17 protein-coding genes are annotated in these 25,238 nt (G+C 73.8%); 3 read left to right on the top strand and 14 right to left on the bottom strand.

Annotated features, from left to right (window positions below):
* Positions 1-188: 188 nt before the first annotated feature.
* The 5 genes from PZB77_RS09825 to PZB77_RS09845 form a co-directional block, all read right to left on the bottom strand.
* Positions 189-389, bottom strand: a complete 201-nt coding sequence (locus tag PZB77_RS09825; protein WP_275492189.1) for a hypothetical protein — start codon at positions 387-389, stop codon at positions 189-191.
* Between the two features lie 395 nt (positions 390-784).
* A complete protein-coding gene (locus PZB77_RS09830; protein ID WP_275495986.1) occupies positions 785-1,123 on the bottom strand; it encodes a hypothetical protein in 339 nt (112 codons plus the stop codon).
* 17 nt (positions 1,124-1,140) lie between these two features.
* A complete protein-coding gene (locus tag PZB77_RS09835) occupies positions 1,141-1,509 on the bottom strand; it encodes a WhiB family transcriptional regulator (protein ID WP_275492190.1) in 369 nt (122 codons plus the stop codon).
* A gap of 173 nt (positions 1,510-1,682) precedes the next feature.
* Positions 1,683-2,018: a hypothetical protein gene (locus PZB77_RS09840; protein WP_275492191.1), complete on the bottom strand. Its 336-nt coding sequence runs from the start codon at positions 2,016-2,018 to the stop codon at positions 1,683-1,685.
* 176 nt (positions 2,019-2,194) lie between these two features.
* A complete protein-coding gene (locus PZB77_RS09845; protein WP_275492192.1) occupies positions 2,195-4,420 on the bottom strand; it encodes an ATP-dependent DNA helicase UvrD2 in 2,226 nt (741 codons plus the stop codon).
* Between the two features lie 549 nt (positions 4,421-4,969).
* Here PZB77_RS09845 and PZB77_RS09850 point away from each other — a divergent pair.
* On the top strand, positions 4,970-5,224 hold the full coding sequence (locus tag PZB77_RS09850) for a mycoredoxin (protein WP_275492193.1): 255 nt from the start codon (positions 4,970-4,972) through the stop codon (positions 5,222-5,224).
* A 412-nt stretch (positions 5,225-5,636) separates the two neighbouring features.
* Here PZB77_RS09850 and nudC read toward each other — a convergent pair whose 3' ends face one another.
* From nudC to PZB77_RS09875, 5 genes are all read right to left on the bottom strand, one after another.
* Positions 5,637-6,584 carry an NAD(+) diphosphatase gene (gene nudC / locus PZB77_RS09855; RefSeq protein ID WP_275492194.1) on the bottom strand — a complete coding sequence of 316 codons (948 nt, stop codon included), beginning with the start codon at positions 6,582-6,584 and terminating at the stop codon, positions 5,637-5,639.
* Positions 6,585-6,623: 39 nt separating this feature from the next.
* Positions 6,624-8,027 (bottom strand): dipeptidase, encoded by a 1,404-nt coding sequence (locus PZB77_RS09860; RefSeq protein WP_275492195.1) that lies wholly within the window; start codon positions 8,025-8,027, stop codon positions 6,624-6,626.
* 10 nt (positions 8,028-8,037) lie between these two features.
* Positions 8,038-11,529 (bottom strand): ATP-dependent DNA helicase, encoded by a 3,492-nt coding sequence (locus PZB77_RS09865; protein WP_275492196.1) that lies wholly within the window; start codon positions 11,527-11,529, stop codon positions 8,038-8,040.
* 153 nt (positions 11,530-11,682) lie between these two features.
* Complete coding sequence (locus tag PZB77_RS09870; protein WP_275492197.1) at positions 11,683-15,078, bottom strand: ATP-dependent DNA helicase; 3,396 nt, start codon at positions 15,076-15,078, stop codon at positions 11,683-11,685.
* A gap of 303 nt (positions 15,079-15,381) precedes the next feature.
* Positions 15,382-15,876, bottom strand: coding sequence for an MGMT family protein (locus PZB77_RS09875; RefSeq protein WP_275492198.1), 495 nt, complete (start codon positions 15,874-15,876; stop codon positions 15,382-15,384).
* A 197-nt stretch (positions 15,877-16,073) separates the two neighbouring features.
* On the opposite strand from PZB77_RS09875, the gene PZB77_RS09880 reads away from it, so the two are divergent.
* Together PZB77_RS09880 and PZB77_RS09885 are read left to right on the top strand one after the other, a co-directional pair.
* Entirely contained in the window at positions 16,074-18,872 is a 2,799-nt protein-coding gene (locus tag PZB77_RS09880) for a lysylphosphatidylglycerol synthase domain-containing protein (protein WP_275492199.1), read from the top strand.
* 147 nt (positions 18,873-19,019) lie between these two features.
* Positions 19,020-20,588 (top strand): alpha/beta hydrolase, encoded by a 1,569-nt coding sequence (locus tag PZB77_RS09885; RefSeq protein WP_275492200.1) that lies wholly within the window; start codon positions 19,020-19,022, stop codon positions 20,586-20,588.
* Between the two features lie 152 nt (positions 20,589-20,740).
* Here the strand turns inward: PZB77_RS09885 and moeZ are convergent, their stop codons facing one another.
* The 4 genes from moeZ to PZB77_RS09905 all read right to left on the bottom strand — a co-directional run bounded on the left by moeZ (position 20,741) and on the right by PZB77_RS09905 (position 25,226).
* Positions 20,741-21,919 (bottom strand): adenylyltransferase/sulfurtransferase MoeZ, encoded by a 1,179-nt coding sequence (moeZ, locus tag PZB77_RS09890; protein WP_275492201.1) that lies wholly within the window; start codon positions 21,917-21,919, stop codon positions 20,741-20,743.
* An 84-nt stretch (positions 21,920-22,003) separates the two neighbouring features.
* On the bottom strand, positions 22,004-22,837 hold the full coding sequence (locus tag PZB77_RS09895; protein ID WP_275492202.1) for a spherulation-specific family 4 protein: 834 nt from the start codon (positions 22,835-22,837) through the stop codon (positions 22,004-22,006).
* Positions 22,825-23,790 carry an NAD-dependent epimerase/dehydratase family protein gene (locus PZB77_RS09900; RefSeq protein ID WP_275492203.1) on the bottom strand — a complete coding sequence of 322 codons (966 nt, stop codon included), beginning with the start codon at positions 23,788-23,790 and terminating at the stop codon, positions 22,825-22,827. The genes PZB77_RS09895 and PZB77_RS09900 overlap by 13 nt, the downstream gene beginning before the upstream one ends.
* A gap of 206 nt (positions 23,791-23,996) precedes the next feature.
* Entirely contained in the window at positions 23,997-25,226 is a 1,230-nt protein-coding gene (locus PZB77_RS09905; RefSeq protein ID WP_275492204.1) for a hypothetical protein, read from the bottom strand.
* Positions 25,227-25,238 lie beyond the last annotated feature (12 nt).

Consider the following 25,238-nt stretch of genomic DNA (forward strand, 5'->3'; position numbering starts at 1 on the left):
TGGTGGAGCCGGTAGCAGGTCATCCCGGCGCACCGGCAGATCAGACTGGCGGGCCGACGGGCATGGCGGTCGCGCGCGGCTCGGGCGCACAGGGGAGTCCTGGGGCGGGCCCGGGGTTGGAGAGCACTGTCCTCCGACTGTCCCAAATGATGTACGGCCGCTGCCTGCCCGGAACCGGGACGGTCGGTTCACCAGGAATCCGGGTCGAGGCGGCCTTCGATGGCGCGGATGTGGGCGCGGGCGCAGCGCTCACAGTAGTACCGGTGGGCGCCCTGTTCCAGCGCACACATCCAGGTGAGGGGGGCGCTCGTGCCCCCCGTGGTGCCGCAGCGCTCACAGAGCACGCGCGGGGCTTCCGGCAGCGGGGGGTGCAAGGTCTGCTCGTTCACGCGGTGACGATAACTCCGCTGATGGTGGCTGGCGCGGCGGAACGCACGACAGGAAACGAGACCGGGGGCCGCCCGACACACGGACGAAACTCCCGCGCGGACACGCACGCGCGAACCCCGCCCGCGGGCGCCACCTAGGGGTGGCGACTGCCCGGCGGGCGGGGTGACGTCGTCTTCTCGGTCCGGCGCTCGGTCCGGCCTGGCTTGGTCCGAACCGTGCCGGTCCGAGCCGTGCCGTACGGGGCCCGAGCCGGTCCGAGCCGTGCCGTACCGTGCCGGTCCGGGTCCGGGCCGTATCGGGCCCGGGCCGTATCGGGCCCGGGCCGTATCGGGCCCGGGCCGTATCGGGCCCGGGCCGTATCGGGCCCGGGCCGTACCAAGGGTGCCAGGGGGTCCTACTGCATGACCGCCATGGCGAGCGCGCGGCGGGCACGCAGCGACACGCGCTCCGCCCTGCGCTGCATCCGCCGGGCGTAGACCAGGCGGAGGGCCTGGCGTTCCGCCTCGGCGGAAGCCAGGCGGTCGTGCATATGCGCACGGGCCAGGGCTTCTGGGATGAGTTGCATCTCGCGGTTCCTGTTCTGACGCGAGTCGTTCGCGCCGGTGTTCGTGACGTCGAGCGTGGCGGAGCCGACGGGCTCCTTCGTGGGGGTGGTCATGGCTGCCTGATTTCGCGGGTCATGGGTGTGGGGGCGGTCGATGGTGCCGACCAGGTGCAGTGCTGCGGGAGCCATGGCTCCCAGGTCGGCGGTCACGCCGCGACCGGGTTCTTGCGCGGACGGCCACGGGGCCGCTTCCGGGCGACGACGACGCCCTGGACGAAGAGTTCGCCACCCCAGACGCCCCAGGGCTCGCGGCGCTCCTGGGCGCCGGCGAGACACGCCTCGACGAGCGGGCAGGTCCGGCAGAGGGACTTGGCGTACTCGACGTCGGCCGGGGACTCGGCGAAGAAGACCTCGGGGTCGTAGGAGCGGCACGGCACCGGGGTGCCGAGGTTCTCGATGGCGTCGTCGAGAGCGGTGAGGGTGGTGAGGGCGAACACGGTGGGGTCCTCCGTGGAACCGGGCGGGACGATCGGGGCGGAAGGCGGTACGGACGGGGCGTGCGCTTGGAGTTGCACGGTGAGTGGTGTCCTCGTCTGGTTCGTTCCGGCTGTTGGCCGGTGGTCGGCTGGTACCAGGTACTGCTTGTCCCGAGGCTCCTTCGTTCCGTCTCATCCGTTCGGACAAAACAAAAGGGCCGCGGATCCCGAGTGGGGTTCCGCGGCCCTGAAGGCGCCGGCCTGATGCTGGATCAGGCTGGATCGCTCCAGGGTTCAGGCCCACGGAAGGCCCACATCGTGTGGTGGTGAATCGTCTGATCGGTGCTACCGAATCCGGCACCGGCTGCCGCAAAGGCATAGGCCTGAGCCTGTTCCGCCTTCACTACTGCTGCCGCCGATGCCTCGGCCGGTCGCTCGTTGCGCTCCCGGACCACGGGCAGGGACGCCACCGGCAGCGGACGAACGGCGGAGACGCCGGACAGACCGGTGCTGGGAAGTGAGACATCCGAAGAGCCGAGGAGGCCGAGCGAGCATGCGGAGACGACGGGGCGATCGGTCATTTTGACGGTCTTGATGATGCTGATCACTGGAATCGCCTCCTCTCGGCGTCTCGGGGGGCCGGCCGGGACCGGTCCTGCTTATTCGGATGGGTACAGCGAAGTACAGCACGGAAGGCGGGCTTCGGAGAAGCCGCTGTTTCCGTGGTTAAGAACCTATGGTGACGACTGGCGCGGGCGCAAACTATTTTTCCGACGAGTTTCCCTCACCCTCCTGCGGCACCCTCCCGGTCCCCCTCGTCTCCGTCCTCACCTGCGCAGATGGCCAGCACGTCGCTCCCGAAGCGGCCCATTTTGCGGTTCCCGACGCCCGGGATGGTGACGAGTTCGCGCTCGCTGCCGGGCACGGCCTCCGCGATGGCCATCAGGGTCTTGTCGGTGAACACGCACCAGGCGGGTTGGGAGAGCTCCCGGGCCCGGGCGGCCCGCCAGGCGTGCAACCTTTCGTAGAGCGCCTCGTCCATGTCCGAGGGGCAGTCCTCGCAGCGCATCAGCTTCATCTCGCCGGCCTCGGTCAGTGTCCGGCCGCAGACCCGGCACCGCACCGGACCCCACGGCTTGCGCTGGACGGTGCCTTCGGTGGCCCTGGTCGTGGCGGTGGCTCCCGTGCCCGTCCCGCGGTCGATGCCTCCGCCGCCTCCAGCTCCGCCGCGGCCGCCCGCACCGGAGCCGGGGCGCAGTCCGTTGAGGAAGCGGGTGGGCCGCCGGCCGGCCCGGCCCCCCGGAGAGCGGGACATCGCCCAGGAGAGCGCGAGGTGGAAGCGGGCCCGGGTGATCCCGACGTACAGGAGGCGGCGTTCCTCCTCGACCTGCTCGTCGGTCTTGGCGTAGGCGATCGGCATCATGCCCTCGGTCAGTCCGACCAGGAAGACCGCGTCCCACTCCAGCCCTTTGGCCGCGTGCAGCGAGGCCAGGGTGACGCCCTGGACGGTCGGGGCGTGCTGGGCGGCTGCGCGTTCGTCCAGTTCCCGGACGAGATCGGTGAGCGTCGCACCGGGCTTGGCGACTTCGAAGTCCTCGGCCAGGCGGACCAGCGCGGCCAGGGACTCCCAGCGGTCGCGCACCGCACCGGATCCGGCGGGCGGTCGGTGCGTCCAGCCCTGGGTAGAGAGCACCGCCCGCACCTGGGAGGGCAGCCCTTCGGCTCCGTCGAGCAGGGCGTCGTTCCGTCCGGCACGGGCGGCGCCGCGCAGGGCCACCCACGCCTCGCGGACCTCCCGGCGCTCGAAAAACCGCTCGGCGCCGCGGAGCTGGTAGGGCACTCCGGCGTCGGCGAGTGCCTGCTCGTAGACCGCGGACTGGGAGTTCACCCGGTAGAGGACGGCGATCTCGCCCGCCGGCACGCCGGCGGCGACGAGGTCGCGGATGCGGCGGGCGGTGCCTTCCGCCTCGGCCGGCTCGTCGGCGTACTCGGTGTAGGCGGGCTCCGGGCCCTTCTCCCGCTGGGAGACGAGTTCGAGCCGGTGCTCGGCGGCCCGTCCGCTCGCCTGGCTCAGCAGACCGTTGGCGAGGTGTACGACCTGGGGGGTGGAGCGGTAGTCACGGACGAGCTTGACCACGGTGGCGTTCGGGTGGGCGGTGCGGAAGTTCAGCAGGTGGTCGGGGGTGGCCCCGGTGAAGGAGTAGATCGTCTGGCTGGCGTCGCCCACGACACAGAGGTTGTCCCGGTCGCCCACCCAGAGGTCGAGCAGCCTCTGCTGGAGCGGGCTGACGTCCTGGTACTCGTCGACCACGAAGTGCTGGTACTGGGCGCGGACGTGGTCGGCGATGTCCTGGCGGTCCTGGAGGATCGCCACGGTGAGCAGCAGCACGTCCTCGAAGTCGATCACGGACCGCTCGCGCTTGAGCTGTTCGTACATCGCGTAGATCTTGGCGATCTCCGCGGGATCGCGGGGGGCGTCGCGCAGGCTCTTGGCGACGGCCGCCGGGTAGTCGGCGGGAACGGTCTGGGTGACCTTGGACCACTCGATCTCGCTGGTGGTGTCACGGAGTTCGTTCCGGTCGAGGCGGACCTCGCAGCGGGCCGCCGCTTCGGCGACCAGCTGCACCTTGCGTTCCAGCAGCCGGGGCAGCTCACCACCGACTGCTTTCGGCCAGAAGTACTGGAGCTGGCGCAGGGCGGCGGAGTGGAAGGTGCGCGCCTGGACCCCGGAGGCGCCGAGCTGGCGGAGGCGTCCGCGCATCTCCCCGGCTGCCCGGTTGGTGAAGGTGACGGCCAGCACCGTCGCCGGCTGGACGATTCCGGAGCGGACGCCGTAGGCGATGCGGTGGGTGATCGCGCGGGTCTTGCCCGTGCCCGCTCCGGCCAGCACGCACACCGGCCCGTGCGTGGCGAGGGCTACCTCGCGCTGCTCGGGGTCGAGCCCTTCCAGGACCGCGTCCGGGGACTCGGGAACCTGGGGGAAGAGGGTGGAGTGCGTTGCTGCTGTCACCCTGTCCATGCTGCCAGGTCGCCGGAGGCCGACGACGTCGTCGTCCACAGGGGTGACGCATCCGTCATACCGGAGCGGTGGCCGTACAGGGCCTGCACGACGGTCTTCCGCCGTATCGCCCCTTACTCACCGGCCCTCCGGGCGGCGCGGGCGGGGAAAGCCGTCGAGCAGCTGCTTCCGCACCTCGTCGACTCGGAGTCGACACGGAGGGGAGTTCCTGTCCGGCGATCCGGACGAGGTGCTCCCCCCACGCTCGCCTCCGGGACGCGGCGCCGGTCGCGTGATCCCGGGCCCTCATCGCGCCTTCCTCCGCGGAGATCCGTGGATCCCGCACGGTTCTCCCTGGCGCACCGTCACCGCGGCGGCCCGGCGTCGGAGGGGATCCGAGGGGAATGGTGGCGGGGGTCCGAGCGTTGTCCGAGCGGGTTCCGCGTGCGGGCTGCCGTTCGGGGCACGTGACGTGGCGACCCCGACACCGCGCCTTTTCAGCCTTTTCCGGCTTCGGGCGGGCGGCCAGACGGACGAGACGACCAGAGGAGCACCAGCGACATGCCGGGCACTGTGACGATGTACAGCACCACGTGGTGCGGCTACTGCCGCCGACTCAAGGGCCAGATGGACCGCGAGGGCATCGGGTACACCGAGATCAACATCGAGCACGACCCGGAGTCGGCCGCGTTCGTCGAGAAGGCGAACGGCGGGAACCAGACGGTTCCCACGGTCCGGATCCTGCCGGAGGGCGGCCCCGAGGTCGTCATGACCAACCCCAGCCTGGCTCAGGTGAAGCAGGCGCTCGGCGCCTGATCGACACCAGCACGCCAGAACACTCGCGGCGAGCAGCAGGCAGCAGGCAGCAGGCAGCAGGCAGCAGGCAGCAGGCAAGGCTCGCACTCACGAGGCCCACGCCCGGTGAAGAACCCGGCGTGGGCCTCGTCGGCTGTGGTGCAGCCGTGCTGCGGGGCGCGGGGACGGTCGCGCCGCCCCGTGCGACGCGCCCCGGGAAGATCACCGAGGCCTGGGGCCCCGGGGGCCGCCCCGGGGGCCCGGGGCCCGCTTCCCCACGTTCCGGTTCGACGACGACGGGGCGGGGCCGGTCGCCGCACGCGCTCTCGGCGAGGGCCCTGCGGCCGTACCCCGCGTCCGCCGCCCACCGTCGGGCGGACGGTGTCGGGCGGACGGTGTCGTCCCCGCCCGCGGGCAGCACGTGTCCGCCGCCTCAGCCCAGCGGGCGGGCCTTCGGCAGGGGCTTGCCGTACCACATCTCGATGAGCCGGGCGGCGATGGAGATGCCGTTCGGGGGCAGCACCGCGCCGGACTCGAAGGCCTCGGTCAGCTCGTCGCGGGAGAACCAGCGGGCCTCCTCGATCTCGTCCCCGTCCACGTCGATCTCCGACGTGGTCGCCCGCGCCATGAAGCCGAGCATCAGGCTGGAGGGGAAGGGCCAGGGCTGGCTGGCGACGTACTCGACGTCGCCGACGGTGATCCCGGCCTCTTCCAGCACCTCGCGGGCGACCGACTGCTCTATGGACTCGCCGGGCTCCACGAACCCTGCGAGCGTCGAGAAGCGGCCCTCGGGCCAGTGCACCTGGCGGCCGAGGAGGGCGCGGTCCTGGTCGTCGACGACCAGCATGATCACCGCGGGGTCGGTCCGGGGGTAGTGCTCGGCGCCGCACGCCTGGCAGCGGCGGATGTGGCCGGCCGCGGCGATCATGGTGCGCTCGCCGCAGCGGGAGCAGAAGCGGTGCAGCCGCTGCCAGTTCTCCAGGGCCACCGCGTGCACCATCAGACCGGCGTCCCGGGCGCTGAGCAGCAGACCCGCCTCGCGCAGCCCGGCGGGCCGGGCCTGCTGGTCCATCCGGCCGGGCAGCGAGTCCTTCTGGAGGGCGAAGTAGCTGACGCCGTCCTCGTCGGTGCCGAGGAAGTAGCGGTGGGTCTCGGTCAGCGGGGCCTCGAAGGCCGGCGTCATGACGATCTCGGTACCGCCGTCGGCGGTGTCGTCGACCAGCACCTGGCCGCCGGAGACGACGAAGACCTTGGTGGTGGGGTGGCTCCAGGCGACGGCGAGCCACGCCTCGTCCAGACGGTGGTGGGCCGCGCGGTCGATGCCGCTCGGTGCGGTGAGACCGATGGGACGGTCGGTGTGGTCGGTGTCGAAGGTACTCACAGTGCTTTGCTTCCTACTCCCCCGGGGCGGGTCGGGTGCTCAGTTGTTTCGGCGGAGAGCGGCGGCCAGCTCACCCCAGAGGTGGGCGGTCGTCTCCACGCCCTTGAAGAGGAGGGCGAGCTCGACCTTCTCGTCGGGTGCGTGCCAGCCGTCGGACGGTACGGAGATGCCGAGGAAGAGGACGGGGACGTCGAGTACGTCCCCGAGGTCGGCGGCGGGGCCGGAGCCCCCCTCCCGGGTGAAGAGGATCTCCTTGCCGAAGGCCCGCCCCATGGCCCGGGCGAGGGCCTGGAGGGCGGGGTGGTCCAGCGGGGTCAGACAGGGCCGGGTCGCGGGGGCGAAGGTGATCCGGTGGCGGATACCGGCCGGGATCCGGCTCTCCGCCCAGGTCCGTACGAGCTTCTCCACCCGGTCCGGGTCCTGGCCGTCCACCAGCCGGAAGCTGATCTTGACCAGCGCGGAGGCGGGGATGACGGTCTTGCTGCCGTCGCCCTGGTAGCCGCCGCCGATGCCGTTGACCTCGGCGGTGGGCCGCGCCCAGACGCGCTCCAGAGTGGAGTACCCGTCCTCGCCGCGGGCGGCGGTGGACTTGGCGGTGCGCAGCCACGCGGCCTCGTCGAAGGGGAGGGCGGCGAAGAGAGCGCGCTCGGCGTCGGTCAGCTCGGCCACGTGGTCGTAGAAGCCGGGGACGGTGACGCGGCCCCGCTCGTCGTGGAGGGCGGCGACCAGCCGGGCCACCTCGGTCGCGGGGTTGGGGACGGCGCCCCCGAACGATCCGGAGTGGATGTCCCGCTCGGGGCCGTACAGCTCGATCTCGCATTCGGCGAGGCCGCGCATGCCGGTGCAGACGGTCGGGGTGTTCTCGTCCCACATGCCGGTGTCGGAGACGATCACGGCGTCGGCGGCGAGGCGCCCGGCCCGCTCCTCGACCAGGGCGCGGAAGTGCGGGGAGCCGGACTCCTCCTCGCCCTCGATCAGGAGCTTGAGGTGCACGGCCGGGGTGGTGCGGCCGGTCGCGGCGAGGTGGGCGCGGACGCCGAGTGTGTGGAAGAACACCTGGCCCTTGTCGTCCGCGGCGCCTCGTCCGTACATCCGTCCGTCCCGGACGACCGGCTCGAACGGGTCGGTGTGCCAGCCGTCCTCGCGGGCCGCGGGCTGCACGTCGTGGTGGCCGTAGACCAGGACGACGGGGGCCTCGGGGTCGTCGGAGGGCCACTCGGCGAAGACCGCCGGGGCACCCGGGGTCTCCCAGACCTCGCAGACCGGGAAACCGGTCTCCCCGAGCTTCTCGGACAGCCATGCGGCGCTGCGCCGTACGTCCCCGGCGTGCTCCGGCTGGGCGGAGACGGAGGGGATGCGGAGCCATGCCGCGAGGTCGTCGAGGAAGGCTTCGCGGTGCTGCTCGATGTACGGCTGGACGGCGCTGTCCGGGGTGTCGCTCATGCCATTGAGCCTAACGGGCCCGCGACGGTGGGTCGTCCAGGAGCAGGCGCTCCAGCTCCGGCCGGCCGGGCAGTGAGCGGGGCCGGACGGTCTCCCCCGTGCGGACGTAGAGGAAGGTGGCGGTGACGGATTCGAGCGGCACGTCGTGGAGTTCGGCCCAGGCGAGCCGGTAGACGGCGAGCTGGAGCGGGTCGGCGGTGCGGTGGCGGCTGGTCTTCCAGTCGACGATCTCGTCAGTGCCGTCCTCCGCCCGGTAGACCGCGTCGATCCGGCCCCGGACGACCCGGCCCGCGAGCGAGATCTGGAACGGGGTCTCGACCCGGTACGGGGTGCGGCGGGCGTACTCCGTCCGTTCGAACGCCTCCTTCAGCTCGGCGAGCTCGCGCTCGTCCGCGATGTCGATCTCGTGGTAGCCGTCGCCTCTGCCGGGGAGTTCGTCGGGGCCGAGCATCGGCAGCGGGAGTTCCTCGTAGCGGGACTCGACCCAGGCGTGGAAGCGGGTGCCCCGGCGGGCGGCGGGCTGGGGCGGGCGGGGCATCGGGCGGGCCAGCTCGCGTGCGAAGGCGTCCGGGTCCTCGGCGAGGCGGAGCAGCTGGGTGGCGGAGAGCGAGGCGGGTACGACGACGTCCCGCACGGTGGCGCGGGCGCGGCGCAGCTCCCCGGCGAGGGCGTCGAGGTCGCGGTCCCAGGAGGCGAGGGTGCGGCTCTCCTCGGGGGTCAGCTCGACGGGGTGCCGGGCGGCGGGAACGTACGGGTGGAGGGCGGCGGGAGCGTCCGCGTCGCCCCGGGCGGCGTCGTCGGCGACGGGTCCGGGAGCGGCTTCGGCGGGGGCCGGCGGGGTCTCCTCGGGACGGTCGGTGGCGAGGGTGTCCCAGTCGTCCCAGTCCGGCTCCTCGAACGGGTCCCCGGCCGACGGGCCGTACGCATCCCCCCCGTCGCCTCCGGCGGGAGCGGGGTCCGGCCCCGCGTACGGGAGCGCTTCCGTACCCGCCCAGGCGTCCAGGTGCGCGAGCACCGTGTCCCGGGCGGCGCGGCGGCGGGCGGTCGCGGTGGCGTCCAGCGGGAGCGGCCAGGCGAGGTCGGCTTCCTTCTCGGCGGCGAGCGCCGGGTTCTCCTCGTCTGCCTCCGGCTCCTCGGCCCAGACCTCGATCTCGCCGTGTCCGGCGGCGCAGTGCTCGTACAGCGCGTCGAGGAAGACCGACGGGCCGCGGGTCTTCTTCTGCGAGGGGCCCCACCAGTGGCCGGAGCCGAGCAGCAGGGAGCGGGGGCGGGTGAAGGTGACGTAGCCGAGGCGCAGCTCCTCGGTGTACTGGTGCTCCTTCATCTCCTGCTGGTACGCCTTGAGCGCCTTGGCGTCGTAGCCCTCCAGCGCCGGGAGGGTGGCCGCGTCGCCGCGCAGGGCGTGCGGGAGCACCTTGGCACGGGAGGTCCAGGAGTCGCGGGCGCGGCTGCTGGGGAACTGGCCGGTGACGAGGCCCGGCACGGCGACGACGTCCCACTCCAGGCCCTTGGACTTGTGGGCGGTGAGGACCTTGACGGTGTTCTCGCCCCCGGGCAGGGCGTTGTCGAGCCCCTTCTCGTACTGGGCGGCGGTGCGCAGGAAGCCGAGGAAGGCGAGGAGGGTCGCCTCGCCGTCGAGGGAGGCGAAGCGGGCCGCGACGTCGAGGAAGTTGGCGAGGGTCTCGCGGCGGCGGGCGGCGAGGGCGTGCGGGGAGGCGGAGAGTTCGACCTCGAGGCCGGTGGTGGCGAGGACCCGGTGCAGGACGTCCATCAGTGGGTCGGCGAGCGAGCGGCGCAGGTCGCGCAGCTCGGCGGCGAGCCGGGCGAACCGCACCCGGGCCTCGGCGGAGAAGGGGAGCCCGTCGTCCTCGTCACCGCCGTGGTCGAGGAAGGTGTCCAGGGCGTCGGCGAGCGAGACGACCTCGGCCGGGTCGGTGCCCTCGACCGCTTCGGCGAGCCGCAGGTCTCCGTCCCCGTCTCCGTCGCCCGACGGGGCGCGGTGCACGAGGAGGCGGGCCCGGCGGCCGAGGAGCGCGAGGTCGCGGGGGCCGATCCGCCAGCGGGGGCCGATGAGCAGCCGGACGAGAGAGGCGTTGGCCCCCGGGTCCTGGAGGACCTCGCAGACGGCGACCAGGTCGGCGACCTCGGGGAGGTGGAGCAGCCCGGAGAGGCCGACGACCTCGACGGGGATGTCGCGGGCCACCAGCGCGGCGTGGATCTGCGGGAAGTCGGAGGCGGTGCGGCAGAGCACGGCGATCCCCGCGGGCTCGGTGCCGGTCCGTACCAGGTGGGCGAGGGAGTCGGCGAGCCAGTCGATCTCCTCGGAGTGGGTACGCAGCAGCGCGCAGCGGACCACGCCGTCGTGTTCGGCGCCGGGGGCGGGGCGCAGCGCCTCGACGCCCTCGTGCCGGGCGCGCAGCGGCGCGGCGAGGCCGTTGGCGAGCTGGAGGAGACGGCCGCCACTGCGCCGGTTCTCACTGAGGCTCTGGCGGGTGGCGGGGGTGCCGTCGGCGTGCGGGAAGTGCAGGGGGAAGTCGTCCAGGTTGGCGACGGAGGCGCCGCGCCAGCCGTAGATCGCCTGGCAGGGGTCGCCGACGGCGGTGACGGCGTGGCCGGTACCACCGGTGGGGCCGTGGCCGAAGAGGGCGGAGAGGAGCAGCCGCTGGGCGACGGAGGTGTCCTGGTACTCGTCCAGCAGCACCACCCGGAACTCCTCGCGCAGCAGGGCGCCGACCTCGGGACGGGTGAGGGCGAGCCGGGCGGAGAGGGCGATCTGGTCGCCGAAGTCGACGAGGTCCCGGCCGCGCTTGGCGTCCCGGTACCGTTCGGTGAGGGTCAGCAGTTCGCGCCGGGCCCGGGCGGTCTCGGGGAGTTTGCGGAGCTGCTCGTTGGAGAGCTTGACGCCCTCGAGCGTACGGAGGAGCTCCGTGTCGTACGAGGCGAGGGCGCCGGGCTCGACGAGGTGCTCGGCGAGCTCCGCGTCGAGCGCGAGGAGGTCGCCTACCAGGGTGGGGAAGGAGTGGGTGAGCTCCGGGTAAGGCCCCGGGGCGTCACGCAGCACACGGGCGGCGAGCTGGTAGCGGGTGGCGTCGGCGAGCAGCCGGGTGGTGGGTTCGAGCCCGATGCGCAGCCCGTGGTCGGTGAGCAGCCGGCCGGCGAAGGCGTGGTAGGTGGAGATGCTCGGCTCGCCGGGCGGGTTGTCCGGGTCGATGACGTCGGGGTCGGTGACCCCGGCGGCGACCAGGGCCTTGCGGACGCGTTCGGCGAGTTCGCCCGCGGCCTTGTTGGTGAACGTGAGACCGAGGACCTGTTCGGGGGCGACCTGGCCGGTGCCGACGAGCCACACCACCCGGGCGGCCATCACGGTCGTCTTGCCGGAGCCGGCTCCGGCCACGATCACCTGCGGGGCGGGCGGCGCGGTGATGCAGGCCGTCTGCTCCGGGGTGAAGGGGATACCGAGCAGCTCCTTGAGCTGGTCGGGATGGGTGAGGCGTGGGGGCACCCCAGAACGGTAACCGGACGCACCGACACCGTGCCCCGGACCGTGGCCCCCTCACCCGGGCCGGCCGTGACCGCCGTCACCCCCGTCACCCGGGCCGGCCGTGACCGCCGTCACCCGCGCGCCGCACCCCGCTCACCGTGCCCGGGAGCTCACTCACTCCAGGACGTGGCGCCCTTCGGGCTGGGCGCTGCACGAGGCCCGGAAGGCGCAGTGGCCGCAGTGCGTGCCGGTCGTCGGTGTGAAGCGTTCGTCGAGCACCCGGCCGGCGGCGGTGGCGAGCAGGTCGGAGACCCACTCCCCGGCGAGCGGCTGCTGGGCCTGCACCTGGGGCGAGCTCTCGCCGCCCTCCTTCTTGGGGGCGGGGCGGCGCAGCTGGACGAGTTCGGCGCCGCCGGGTTCAGGGCGCACGCCGCCGAAGACCTCGTCGACGGCGCCTTCCCGGACGGCCAGCTGGTAGACGGCGAGCTGCGGGTGGCGGGCCACCTCGTCCTTGGTGGGCGCCTGCTTTCCGGTCTTGAAGTCGACGACGTAGGCGCGGTCCTCGGCGTCGCGTTCGACGCGGTCCATGGAGCCGCGGATCCGGACGGCGTACTCGCCCGCTTCGAGGGTGACGTCGAATCCGTGCTCCCCGGCGACCGGCGTGCGGCCGGAGCGGTCCATCACGTGCCAGTGCAGGAAGCGTTCGAGGGCGGCGCGGGCCTGGCCCTTCTCCTGGTCGGACTTCCACGGGGCGTCGAAGGCCAGGCCGTTCCAGACCGTGTCGAGCCGTTCCATGAGGACGTCCAGGTCGGCGGGGGTGCGGCCGGAGGCCACCTCGTCGGCGAGTACGTGGATGACGTTGCCGAAGCCCTGGGCGGCGGTGGCGGGGGCGTCGGCCTTGACCTCGCGGCCGAGGAACCACTGGAGGGCGCAGGTGTGCGCGAGCTGGTCGAGGGCGCTGCCGGAGAGCACGACGGGCTGGTCCCGGTCGCGGAGCGGGACGGCGGAGCGGGTCGGCTCGTCCAGCCCCCACCAGCGGTGCGGGTGGGCGGCGGGCACCAGCGGGCGGTCCTCGTCGTCGGTGAGCGAGGCCAGCCGGGCCAGCCGCTGGGCGGCGGCCTCGCGGAGCGCCTCGGAGGCGGCGGGGTCCACGGTGGTGGCGCGCAGTTCGGCGACGAGGGCGGCGACCGCCAGCGGCCTGCGGGGGCGGCCGGTGACGTCCCGGGGCTCGACGCCCAGTTCGGCCAGGAACCGGGACGGCTGGTCTCCGTCGTCGGCCGGGGCCTTGACGGCGGTGACGATCAGGCGCTCCCGGGCGCGGGTCGCGGCGACGTAGAAGAGCCGGCGCTCCTCGGTGAGGAGGGCGCCGGGTGTCAGGGGTTCGGCGAGGCCGTCGCGGCCGATGCGGTCGGCCTCCAGCAGGGAGCCCCGGCGGCGCAGGTCGGGCCAGAGCCCTTCCTGCACCCCGGCGACGACGACGAGCCGCCACTCCAGCCCCTTGGAGCGGTGGGCGGTCATCAGGCGGACCGCGTCGGGCCGGGCGACCCGGCGCGACAGGGTGTCGGCGGCGATGTCCTGGGCGTCCACCTCCTCCAGGAAGTTGAGGGCCCCGCGCCCGCCGGTGCGCTCCTCGGCGCGGGCCGCCGTCTCGAAGAGGGCGCACACGGCGTCCAGGTCGCGGTCGGCGTTGCGGCCGCCCACGCCCTGGCGCAGCGCCGCGCGCTCCAGCCGGCTCGGCCAGGGGGTGCCGTTCCAGAGGGTCCACAGCGCCTCCTCGGCGGTGCCCCCTTCCTGGAGCAGGGTCCGGGCCCGGCCCAGCAGGGTGCCCAGTCGCTGGGCGCCCCGGGCGTAGGCGGGATCGTGCGTGGCGAGGCGTTCCGGTTCGGCGAGGGCCCGGGCGAGCAGTTCGCCGGAGGGCGGCGGTACGCGGTTCCCGGCGGCACGCTCGTCGTCGCGCAGGGCCCGGCCGAGGCGGCGCAGGTCGGCGGCGTCCATGGCGCCGAGGGGGGAGGTGAGGAGGGTGAGGGCCGTCTCCTCGTCGAGGACGTCCGCGGGGTCGTCCTGATCGCCGTCCGGGCCCACCCCGGCGGGGGGCCGGCGCAGGGCCGCCTCCGCCACCGCGCGCAGGGCGGTCAGCAGCGGGGCGACGGCGGGCTCGTGGCGCAGCGGGAGGTCGTCGCCGTCGACCTCCAGCGGCACCCCCGCCGAGGTCAGCGCCCGGCGCACGGAGGGCATCGAGCGCCCGCCGGCGCGTACCAGCACCGCCATCTCCTTCCAGGGCACCCCTTCCTCCAGATGGGCGCGGCGGAGCAGGTCGGCGATGTTGTCGAGTTCGGTGGAGGCGGTCGGGTAGGTGTACACCTCGACCCGGCCGCCCGGGCGTACGGCGGAGAGTTCGCGGTGGGCGCGCACCTTCTCCGCGGGCAGCCGGGTGAGCGGCATCCGGCGGGTGAGCAGCCGGGTCGCGGCGAGCAGGCCGGCGCCGGAGCGCCGGGAGGTGGGGAGGACGCCGACCGGCGCGGGGGCGCCGTCCGCGCGCCGGAAGACGTCGGGGAAGCCGAGGATGCCGTTCACGTCGGCGCCCCGGAAGGCGTAGATGGACTGGTCCGGGTCGCCGAAGGCGATCAGGGTCCGGCCCGCTCCCGTGCGGGCGCGGGCACGCACGCCGGTGTCCGGGCCGGACGCCGTACCGCCCCGCGCGCGCCCCACGGCGTTTCCGGCCAGCGCGTGCAGCAGCCGCACCTGCGACGGGTCGGTGTCCTGGTACTCGTCGACGTACACCGCGTCGTACTCCCCGGCCAGCCGCTCCGCCACCTCGGGGCGCTCGGTGAGCAGGACCGCGCGGTGCACCAGTTCGGCGTAGTCGAGGACGCCCTGTGCGTCCAGCACGTCGAGGTACTCGGCGAGGAACTGGGCCGCCGCGCCCCAGTCGGGCCGCCCGGTCCGGCGGGCGAAGTCGGCCAGGGCGTCCGCGCCGAGACCGAGTTCGCGGCTGCGTGCGAGGACGGCGCGCACCTCGTCGGCGAAGCCGCGGGTGGTCAGGCAGGCCCGCAGTTCGTCGGGCCAGCGGACGTGGGCGAGCCCGGCCTTCTCCAGGTCGAGCTGGCCCGCCAGCAGGTCGCGGACGGTGACGTCCTGTTCGGGCCCGGAGAGCAGGCGCAGCGGGTCGGCGAAGAGGTCGGCGTCCTGGTGGGCCCGGACCAGGGCGTAGCAGTACGAGTGGAAGGTGGTGGCCTGCGGGCCGCGGGCCGCGCCGAGCCGGGCCGCCATCCGGTCGCGCAGCTCGACGGCCGCCTTGCGGCTGAAGGTGAGGACGAGGACGCGGGCGGGGTCCGTACCGGCGGCCACCCGTGCGGCGACGGACTCGACGAGCGTGGTGGTCTTGCCGGTGCCGGGCCCGGCGAGCACCAGCAAGGGGCCGCCCGGGTGCTCAACCACCGCGCGCTGCGCCGCGTCCAGCACAGGGGGCTCCACCGACCCCGGGGGCGTGCGCACCAACCGGTACGCGCCCGGCGCCCGCCGTCGCGTTTCGCGGGGCGGGTCGTGCCGGGTGGTGGAGGAGGAGCTCACTGTGTCGCCGGTCCTGTCGGTGGTGCTGGCGGGTGGTGCGCCGCCCGGTCGTCCCACCGGGGGCGGGCGGTCACGGGTGGGGTGGGGAGACGTGCGGGAGAGGGTGTGCGGGTGATCGCGGTGCGGTGCGGACGGGTGTCCGCGTCGGGAGGCATCGACGCTACGCCAGTGGGGGCGCGGGCGGACGCGGGTCCGTTGCGTCCCTCGTCACGCGTCCGACCCGGCGGGGCCGGTCCGCGTCCCGCGACGCGCGGCGTACGGGGCCCGGGGAAGACGGTTCGGGGGTCCGGATGGCCGAAGCTGTCAGGTGTGAGTTTCCTCGCCCCCGTCCGGTGCGGTGGTCCCGCCGGGTCCGCCGTCCGCCACCCCGTCCCACCGTGCGCGCCGCATGTCGAGGCGCGGGACGTGCCCCTGCGCGGAGCGGGCCGCGGCGCGGGCCGCGGCGCGCAGCGGTGTGCCCTCGTCGCGGTAGTGCGCGAGCGCGCGCGGTTCGTGCCCGGGCAGGAGCGTGCCGTCGGAGCGCACCACGCGCCACCAGGGAGCGGCCGATCCGTAGAGCGCCATCACCCGGCCGACCTGGCGCGGCCCGCCGTCCCCCAGCCACTCGGCGACGTCGCCGTAGGTCATGACGCGGCCGGGCGGGATCAGGTCGGCGACGTCGAGGACCCGCTCGGCGTACTCCGGGAGCTCGGCGTGGGCCTGCGCGGCCGGGGTACGGCCGGCGGGGGCGGCGTCCGGCGGGGTGTGGCCGGCGACGCCGTCGTCCGCGCCCTGCCGGGGCGTCCGGTCCTGTCTCATCCGCCCCATCCTGCCGTACGCCACCGACATCGGGGCGCCCGTCCGCGGGGCCGGACCCCCGCCCTCACGCGCCCGCGCGCGTGTGGAGGACGGACCCTGCGTGCGCCGGGTGTCCCCGCACCGTGCCACCATCGTGCGGGCGGTGACCGGTGATACGAGAACACGAAGATCGACCAGATGCGACGAAGGAGCAGGGCGTGCAGCCATCCAGCGCGGCGGACGCCTCCGACGCCGACGCGCGGACCGGTGGCTCCGGTTCCGGACCGGACCGCAACGGTGGCCGCGACGGCGGGAGGAGTGCCGGCGCGGACGCCGGGAGCGCGGGCGGCACCGGCGACGCGCCGGACGCTCCCGCGCCGTTGACCGGTTCGACCCGCGCGGGCACCGGCGAGGGGCCGAAGGAGCGCGTCTCGGGGGACGAGCCGCTGCTCGCCGCCCGGGTGCACCGCCCGTCCGACCTGTTGCGCCTGCTCATCGGTGTGGTCGCCATCGTCCTCCTGCTGGCCGTCGCCGCCTTCGCCCAGGGCACCACGACGGGCCTGGAGGACGACATCTCCCGGGGCACCGAGCAGGCCCCCGACCTCCTGATCAAGGTGGCCGGGCTGGTGTCGAGCATCGCGGTGCTGCTCGTCCCGGTCGCCTTCGCGATCGAGCGGCTGATCAAGCGCGACGGGCTGCGCATCGCGGACGGTGTACTCGCCGCCGTGCTCGCGCACGGCGTGACGCTCGCCACCGACCTCTGGGTCTCCCGGTCCGCCCCCGGCTCGATCCAGGACGCCCTCACCCAGCAGCAGCCCGGTCACGCGCTGACCGACCCGGTCCACGGCTACCTCGCCCCCGTGATCGCGTACATGACGGCGGTGGGGATGGCGAGGCGCCCGCGCTGGCGGGTCGTGCTCTGGGTGGTGCTGCTCCTCGACGCGTTCGCCATGCTGGTGGGCGGCTACACCACGCCGTTCTCGATCGTCCTCACCGTACTGATCGGCTGGACCGTCGCGTACGGGACGCTGTACGGGGTCGGTTCCCCGAACGTCAGGCCCACGGGCCAGCATCTGATGGCCGGCCTGCGGCACGTCGGTTTCAAGCCGGTCGCCGCCCTGCGCGCCGAGGAGACGCCCGACGGGCCGGACCACAACGACCGCGGCCGGCGCTATCTGGTCACCCTGGAGAACGGCCCGCCGCTCGACGTGACGGTCGTCGACCGGGAACAGCAGGCGCAGGGGTTCTTCTACCGGGTCTGGCGGCGGATCACGCTGCGCAGCCTCACCCAGCGGCGCTCCATCCAGTCGCTCCGCCAGGCCCTGGAGCAGGAGGCGCTGCTCGCCTACGCGGCCATCGCGGCGGGGGCGAACGCGCCGAAGCTGATCGCCACCTCCGAGCTGGGCCCCGACGCCGTGATGCTGGTGTACGAGCACATCGGCGGCCGGTCGCTGGACTCCCTGGAGGACGCGGAGATCACCGACGAGCTGGTGCGCGGGGCCTGGAAGCAGGTGCGGTCGCTCCAGTCGCGGCGGATCGCGCACCGCAGGCTTTCGGGGGACGCGATCCTGGTGGACGACCGGGGCACGGCGTACATCACCGATCTGCGCGGCGGCGAGATCGCCGCCGGTGACCTGATCCTGCGGATGGACGTGGCCCAGTTGCTGACCACGCTCGGTCTGCGGGTCGGCGCCGAGCGGTCGGTGGCCGGGGCGCTCGCGGTGCTCGGTCCGGACGCGGTGGCGGGCTGTCTGCCGCTGCTCCAGCCGATCGCGCTGAGCCGCTCCACCCGGGCGACCCTGCGCAGGCTCGCCCGCGAGCGGGCGCAGCGGGAGCGCGAGGCGGCACTGGAGGTGTCCGACGCGGCCCGCCGGGAACGGGCGGAGTCGGTGGCCGCCACGGCCGCGGGTCCGGCCGGCCGGAAGACCGAACGGAAGTCCCAGCGTACGGAGAAGCAGGCCGAGAAGCGCGCCCTGGACGAGGCACGGGACGAGGCACGCGAGGAGGACCTGCTCACGCAGATCCGCCGCCAGGTCCTGCTGATCCGGCCGCAGGCCCCGGTCGAACCGGTCCGGCTGGAGCGCATCAAGCCGCGCACCCTGCTGAGCTTCATCGCCGGTTCCATCGCCGCGTACTTCGTGATCTCGCAGATCACCCAGGCCGACTTCGGCACGGTCGTGGAGCAGGCCGAGTGGGGTTGGGTGGCGGCCGCGCTGGGCTTCTCGGCGCTGAGTTACGTGGCGGCGGCGATGAGCCTGCTGGGCTTCGTCCCCGAGCGGGTGGCGTTCGGACGCACGGTGCTGGCACAGGTGGCCGGGTCGTTCGTGAAGATCGTGGCTCCGGCGGCGGTGGGCGGGGTCGCGCTGAACACCCGCTTCCTCCAGCGCCAGGGGGTGCGGCCCGGGCTCGCGGTCGCGAGCGTCGGCGCCTCCCAGCTGTTCGGGCTGGGGTGTCACATCCTGCTGCTGGCCCTCTTCGGCTATCTGACGGGTACGGAGAAGACGCCGGACTCGCTGACCCCGTCCCGTACGGTCATCGCCGGGCTGCTGACGGTGGCGGTGCTGGTGCTGGTGGTGACGGCGATCCCGTTCCTGCGGAAGTTCGTGGCGACCCGGGTGCGGTCACTCTTCGCGGGCGTCGTGCCGCGCATGCTGGACGTGGTGCAGCGCCCGCAGAAGCTGGCCACCGGGATCGGCGGCATGCTGCTGCTGACGGGGCTCTTCGTACTCTGCCTGGACGCGTCCATCCGGGCGTTCAGCGGCCCGGACGTACCGCAGTTGTCGTACGCCAGCATCGCGGTGGTCTTCCTCGCGGGCAACGCCCTGGGTTCGGCGGCGCCGACCCCGGGCGGCATGGGCGCGGTGGAGGGGGCGCTGACCCTCGGGCTCATCGCCGTCGGACTCCCCAAGGAGGTCGCGGCCCCGGCGGTGCTGCTGTACCGCGTGATGACCCTGTGGCTGCCCGTGCTGCCGGGCTGGATCTGCTTCAACCAGCTGACCCGCAAAGGCCAGTTGTAGTCCGGGGGCGCCTCCCGCACTCCGCGGGCCCCGGCGCCGGACGCGGCTCCCGGCGCCTGACCTCGTCGGCGGCTGGACTACCGTGGCCGCACACATGTCGTGCCGGGAGCGGCCCCCCGCCCCGGCGTCGGGGAGGACGACGACACCATGCACCCACGTCAACGGACCCACCGCACCGCGGCCCTGGCGGGCGCGGCCCTGCTCACGGCGGTCGCCCTGGCGGGCTGCGGCGGCTCCCCCGAGGCCGCGCCCCCGGACCGGGAGAGCGAAACCGCCACGAGTCCGGCTCCCGACCCGCGTCCCACCGGCCGCCCGGCCGCGCTCGGCTCGCAGAAGCCCGACTGGAAGAAGTGCCGGGCGCCCGAGGGCGGCGACGCTCCCGGCAGCCGCTGGCGGTGCGCCACCGTCCAGGTGCCGCTGGACTACGCGAAGCCCGACGGGGACACCATCGGCATCTCCCTGATCAGACGCCAGGCGAGCGACTCCCGCGCCCGGATCGGTTCGCTGCTCTTCAACTTCGGCGGCCCCGGCGGATCCGGAGTGAGCATGCTCCCGCAGGCCGCGTCCGAGTACGGGAAGCTCAACTCCCGCTACGACCTGGTGAGTTTCGACCCGCGTGGGGTCGCCGCCAGTGAAGGGGTGGACTGCCGGAGCGACGGGGCGACCGAAGCGGCCCTGAAGCGCGTCGACATGACGCCGGACACCCCGGCGGAGGAGGCGGCCTTCGTCGAGGACGGGGTGGACATGGGCGCCGGCTGCGAGAAGAACTCCGGCACGGTCCTGCCCCACTTGACGACCACCAACACCGCCCGCGACATGGACCTGATCCGCCAGGTGCTCGGCGACGAGAAGCTGTACTACTTCGGCATCTCCTACGGGACGGAGCTGGGAGGCACGTACGCCGACCTCTTCCCCACGCACGTCGGCCGGGTGGTGCTGGACGCGGTCGTCGACCCCACCGCGGACACGGTCGGGCACGCCAGGAACCAGACGGAGGGGTTCCAGCGCGCGCTGGAGAACTACCTGAAGGACCGGGGCGAGGACCCGGAGGCCGGGAGCGCGCGCATCGCCCGGCTGCTGGCGAAGCTCGACGAGAACCCGCTGCCGACCGACTCCGGCCGCATGCTCAGCGAGTCCCTCGCCCTCACCGGCATCGTGACCCCGCTCTACTCGAAGGACAGCTGGCCGGTGCTGACGCAGGCGCTCGACGAGGCGGAGAACAACGGCACCGGGAACACGCTGCTCGCACTGGCCGACTCCTACAACGGCCGTGACGACGCGGGGCACTACGACACGATGACGCAGTCCCAGCGGGCCATCTCCTGCGCGGACGACCGCGCGCGGCCGACCCTCGACGACGCGCGGGCGCTGCTGCCGGAGTTCCGCGAACTCTCCCCGGTCTTCGGCGCGTTCCTCGCCTGGGACACCGCCGGCTGGTGCGCGGGGTGGCCGGTCCCGGGGGAACACGACACCCCGGAGGCGAGCGCCCCGGGCGCGGCGCCGATCCTGGTGATCGGGACGACCGGCGACCCGGCCACCCCGTACGAGGGGGCGAAGCGGATGGCGGACGAACTGGGCGAGGGCGTCGGGGTGATGCTCACCAACAGGGGCGAGGGGCACGGTTCCTACGGCACCGGCACCTGCGTGACCGACCGGACGGACGCGTACCTCCTGGACGGGAAGGTCCCGGCGGACGGATCGGTCTGCTCGTCCTGACGCCGTACGGAGAGGGCACCCGCGACCGCGGCGGGGAAGCCCGGGTGGAACAGCGTCCCGGACCGCACGGGGACACAGGGGACGCAAAGGGACACAAGGAAAGGGACCCCGGCACGGACTTCCGTGCCGGGGCCCCTGCGCGTCGACCTGTCCTAGTAGACGGGCTTCGACGGCTCGATCTGGTTGACCCAGCCGATGACGCCGCCGCCCACGTGCACCGCGTCGGCGAAGCCCGCCGACTTGAGGACCGCGAGGACCTCGGCGCTGCGGACACCGGTCTTGCAGTGCAGGACGATGCGCTTGTCCTGCGGCAGGTCCTGGAGGGCGTTGCCCATCAGGAACTCGTTCTTCGGGATCAGCGTGGCGCCGGGGATCGAGACGATCTCGTACTCGTTCGGCTCGCGGACGTCGATGATCTCGATCTTCTCGTCGGCGTCGATCCACTCCTTGAGCTGACGCGGAGTGATCGTGGAACCGAGCGCCGCCTCCTGCGCCTCTTCGGAGACGACACCGCAGAAGGCCTCGTAGTCGATGAGTTCGGTGACGGTCGGGTTCTCGCCGCAGACCGCACACTCGGGGTCCTTGCGGATCTTGACCTGGCGGTACTGCATCTCCAGCGCGTCGTAGATCATCAGCCGGCCGACGAGCGGGTCGCCGACGCCGGCGAGCAGCTTGATGGCCTCGGTGACCTGGATGGAGCCGATCGACGCGCAGAGCACGCCCAGCACCCCACCCTCGGCGCAGGACGGGACCATCCCGGGCGGGGGCGGCTCCGGGTAGAGGCAGCGGTAGCAGGGACCGTGCTCGGACCAGAACACCGAGGCCTGGCCGTCGAACCGGTAGATGGAGCCCCAGACGTACGGCTTGTTCAGCAGCACGGCCGCGTCGTTGACGAGATAGCGGGTGGCGAAGTTGTCCGTGCCGTCCACGATCAGGTCGTACTGGGCGAAGATCTCCAGCACGTTCTCGGCTTCGAGCCGCTCCTCGTGCAGGATCACGTTCACGTACGGGTTGATGCCCAGCACCGAGTCCTTGGCCGACTGGGCCTTGGAGCGGCCGATGTCGGCCTGGCTGTGGATGATCTGGCGCTGCAGGTTCGACTCGTCGACCTCGTCGAACTCCACGATGCCGAGCGTTCCGACACCGGCGGCGGCCAGGTACATCAGGGCGGGCGAGCCGAGGCCGCCCGCGCCCACGCAGAGCACCTTCGCGTTCTTCAGCCGCTTCTGTCCGTCCATCCCGACGTCCGGGATGATCAGGTGGCGGGAGTACCTGCGGACCTCATCGACAGTGAGCTCGGCAGCCGGCTCGACCAAGGGTGGCAGCGACACAGGAACCTCAACAATGCAGGTGGTCGGTTTCTACGTACTTCATCTACGTACGGTTGTTCTCCGGTAACACTGCCACGCCCCTGCTCATTCCGAGATACCCGGTCCGATCCGCGAGACGATTTCGTCCCAGTAGCCGGGCAGCGTCGCGAATGGGTCGGTTTGTCGGCTCCGGCCGTCCCGGTCGGTGAAGAAGATCGTCCCGGCGCCCTGCCATCGCGCGATGCGCATCGCCTCGTCGAGGTGGGTGCGGGGGACGCCGTGGACGAAGTGCGCGAACCGTTCGGGCGGGTACTCCGCGGTCCACTGGGCCACTTGCGACCAGCGGTAGTCGGGCCAGCTTCCGCGGAAGGTGACCAGTTGGTCGGCGGCCTCGGCATAGCCGGGGTACGGATGGGTACCGAGTCCCAGCACGATCCGGCCGCCGTCACCGTCCAGACCGCCCCGGGCCGCACCGTGCTGGGCCACCATCTCGTGCAGCGTCGCGGTGAGCCGGCGGACCGCCGGGAGGCCGGCCCGCTCGGTGGGGCAGCGGCCGAGGTAGAAGCCCCCGACCCGGTACCAGTCCAGGAACCGCTGGGCGTCCACGACCAGATCGCCGAACGGCCGTGCCCCGTGGACCAGATCGAGATGGCCGAGCAGTCGGCCGCTCGGGGCGGCGGCGCCGGGAGCGGCCCCCCGCAGGGCGCGCTCCCGGGCGTTGTGCAGTTTTCCGGCGGCTTCCAGGCAGTGCGGATCGGGCCGGCTGCCCGGCCCGTCCGCGATGTCGAGGACCGCCCAGTGCAACGGCGTGCCGGGGCGGGTGAGCTCGGCCCACTCCGTCGGAGCGAGCAACGGATGGGCGAAACCAGGCACACCGAAACCCGTCTGCGTGGCGCCGCTCGTCCGGCGGGCGGTTCCCGCGCCGGTCAGATGCGGCACGCCGCCTCCATCCAGATGTCGGCGAGGGACTCCTCCAGGTTGATCCGGGGGCGCCAGCCCAGCCGGTCGCGGGCGGTGCGCACATCGGCCTGCTGCCAGGCGCCGCAGCCGTCCGGGTAGGGCGAAGGGGTGGCGGCGAGGTGTTCCATGACCGACTCCGCGGAGGTGCGCTGGGCACCGATCGGGATGCGGCCCGGCGGCAGCTCCAGCTCGTGCAGCACACCGGCGAAACCGGAGACCCGGGCGAGGACGGCGGCGGCGTCGCGCAGCCGGACGGCCCGGCCGGTACCGATGTTGACGACCCCCTGCGCGGCGGAGAGCGAGGCGGCGTGCACGGCACGCGCCACGTCCCGTACGTCCACGAAGTCGCGCTGCACCCCGAGGCCGCTGAGCTTCAGCTCACCGTCGCCGGACTGCATCGCGCGGCGCATCGCCTCGGCGAGCCGGCCGAGCGGGGAGCCGGCCGGCGTGCCGGGACCGACCGGGGAGAAGACCCGCAGCACGACCGCGTCCAGCCCCGAACCGAGGACCAGTTCGGTAGCGGCGAGCTTGCTGACGCCGTACGGGCCGCCCGGGCGCGGCACGGCGTCCTCGGCGGTGGAGGAACCGGGTTGCGAGGGCCCGTACTCCGAGGCGCAGCCGACCTGGACGAGCCGCGCCCCGCAGCCGCTGCGGCGCAGGGCCTCGCAGACGGTGGCGACGGCGACGGTGTTGTGCCGGGTCAGCTCGCGGGCCTGGCCCCGGGTGGCCCCGGCGCAGTTGACGACGACCCCCGGGTGGACGGCGTCCAGGAAACGGGTGAGCGCCCCGGGACTGCCGCCCGCGAGGTCGAACCGGACGTCGGCGTCGTCCCCCCGGCCGAGGGCCGTGAGGTGGACGGCCGGGTCGGCCAGCAGGCGGTCCGCGACGAAGCGGCCGAGGAATCCGTTGGCGCCGAGCAGAAGGACCCTCATCGTGCGCTCCCTGAGTGCCGGCGGCGGGGGGCCGGTGCGGCGGGTCGGCGGATCATGTCCGGTGTCTCCTTGATCGATGGGTGTGCGGTGCGGATGCTCCCGCGGCATCGGCTCCGCGGGACGGTGGGCGATTCGGACGGGCGAGGCGTCGCCCGGTACGGAGTGCGGTGGGGCGGTCGTGCGGTCACGGTCGGTCGCGCGCGGAGTCAGCGCCGGCGGTGGGCCGAGGCGCGGGCGAGCGCGACGGAGGCGTGCGCCAGCAGTCCGAGCGCGGCGCCCCCGCAGGCCAGGGCGGGTACGGCGCCGGTTCCGGCCACCGCGACCAGCGTGTCGACGGGCCGGGCCAGGAGGTCGAGGCCGGGCACCCGGCCGCCCAGCACCAGGACCGGGGCCGCCGCCTCGACCGCGCAGGCGGCGGCCAGCGCACGGACGGCGGGGGCGGGGAGTCCGTGCGCGGTCTCCAGGCGGGCCAGGAAGAACAGCAGGCCGAGGGCGTAGGCGGAGAGCGGTACGCCGCGGCCGCCGTATCCGAGGTCGGCGAGGAGCATGAGCGGCAGGAGGGCCGCGAGGAAGAGCGCGACGCTCACCAGCAGCACCGGCCGCACCCCGGCCCCGAACTCCTCCAGCACCCGGCTGCCGCCGAGTCTGCGCAGGGCGTGCACGGAGAAGAGGTGCGCGCACCAGGCCGCCGGGATGACGGCGAGGGAGAGGCCGAGGAGCGGAGCCGGGGTGCCGGGCCAGTGGCCGTCGGGGCCGCCGCTGAGGACCTGGGCGAGCAACTCCTCGCCGTACACCGCGTATGCGAGGAGCCAGCAGGTGTAGAGGGCGGTCCGGCCGGAGCCGGCCGGGGCACGCAGGGGACCGGCGGCCAGCGCGGACCGGAGCGCGAGGTGGACGAGGAGAGCGCCGGCGGCCGTCAGCGTGTTCCGCACGCCGTCACCGAGCACCCCCCCGGTCAGCCGGAGAACTCCCGCGGTGGCGAGGCAGGCGGCGCCGGGCAGCAGCGCGTACACGGGCCAAGCGGCGCGGTGGCCGGAGTCCTGGTCGTCGCCCCGCCGCTCGGCGGGCGCCCTGACCGGGCCCGAGGAGAGCCGGGGGACCCGGGCGTAGAGCTCCTCGGCCAGCGAGAAGACGTCCCGGTGGCGGTAGCGGGCGGCGGCCCGGTCGGTGAGGCCGTGCGCCTCCAGGCCGGCGGCGATCTCCAGCGGATCGACGGCGCGTTCGCAGAGTGGGCGGTGCCGGTCGAGCAGCAGGCGCACGGGATCGGCGGTCACCCGGTGTGCGGTGGCGGCATCGGCCCGCGCCGTCTCCTCCGCCGACGCTGTCCGCGCCGCGGAGCCGGCCGCCCCGGTGCTCTCCGCGCCGTCGGCCTCCGTCCGCCCGGCGGTGAGGGCGCCGCCCTCCGGCCCGCCGGGGGCGTGGGAAGCGCGGCCCATGAGGGTTCCTCC

It is taken from the genome of Streptomyces sp. AM 2-1-1, from assembly GCF_029167645.1.
Lineage (GTDB): Bacteria > Actinomycetota > Actinomycetes > Streptomycetales > Streptomycetaceae > Streptomyces.

Excerpts from the sequence above, each read along its gene's own strand:
- PZB77_RS09830 (WP_275495986.1), bottom strand. The coding sequence starts at position 1,123 with ATGGCTCCCGCAGCACTGCACCTGGTCGGCACCATCGACCGCCCCCAC.
- PZB77_RS09850 (WP_275492193.1), top strand. The coding sequence starts at position 4,970 with ATGCCGGGCACTGTGACGATGTACAGCACCACGTGGTGCGGCTACTGC.
- PZB77_RS09860 (WP_275492195.1), bottom strand. The coding sequence starts at position 8,027 with ATGAGCGACACCCCGGACAGCGCCGTCCAGCCGTACATCGAGCAGCAC.
- PZB77_RS09875 (WP_275492198.1), bottom strand. The coding sequence starts at position 15,876 with ATGAGACAGGACCGGACGCCCCGGCAGGGCGCGGACGACGGCGTCGCC.
- PZB77_RS09885 (WP_275492200.1), top strand. The coding sequence starts at position 19,020 with ATGCACCCACGTCAACGGACCCACCGCACCGCGGCCCTGGCGGGCGCG.
- PZB77_RS09900 (WP_275492203.1), bottom strand. The coding sequence starts at position 23,790 with ATGAGGGTCCTTCTGCTCGGCGCCAACGGATTCCTCGGCCGCTTCGTC.
- PZB77_RS09905 (WP_275492204.1), bottom strand. The coding sequence starts at position 25,226 with ATGGGCCGCGCTTCCCACGCCCCCGGCGGGCCGGAGGGCGGCGCCCTC.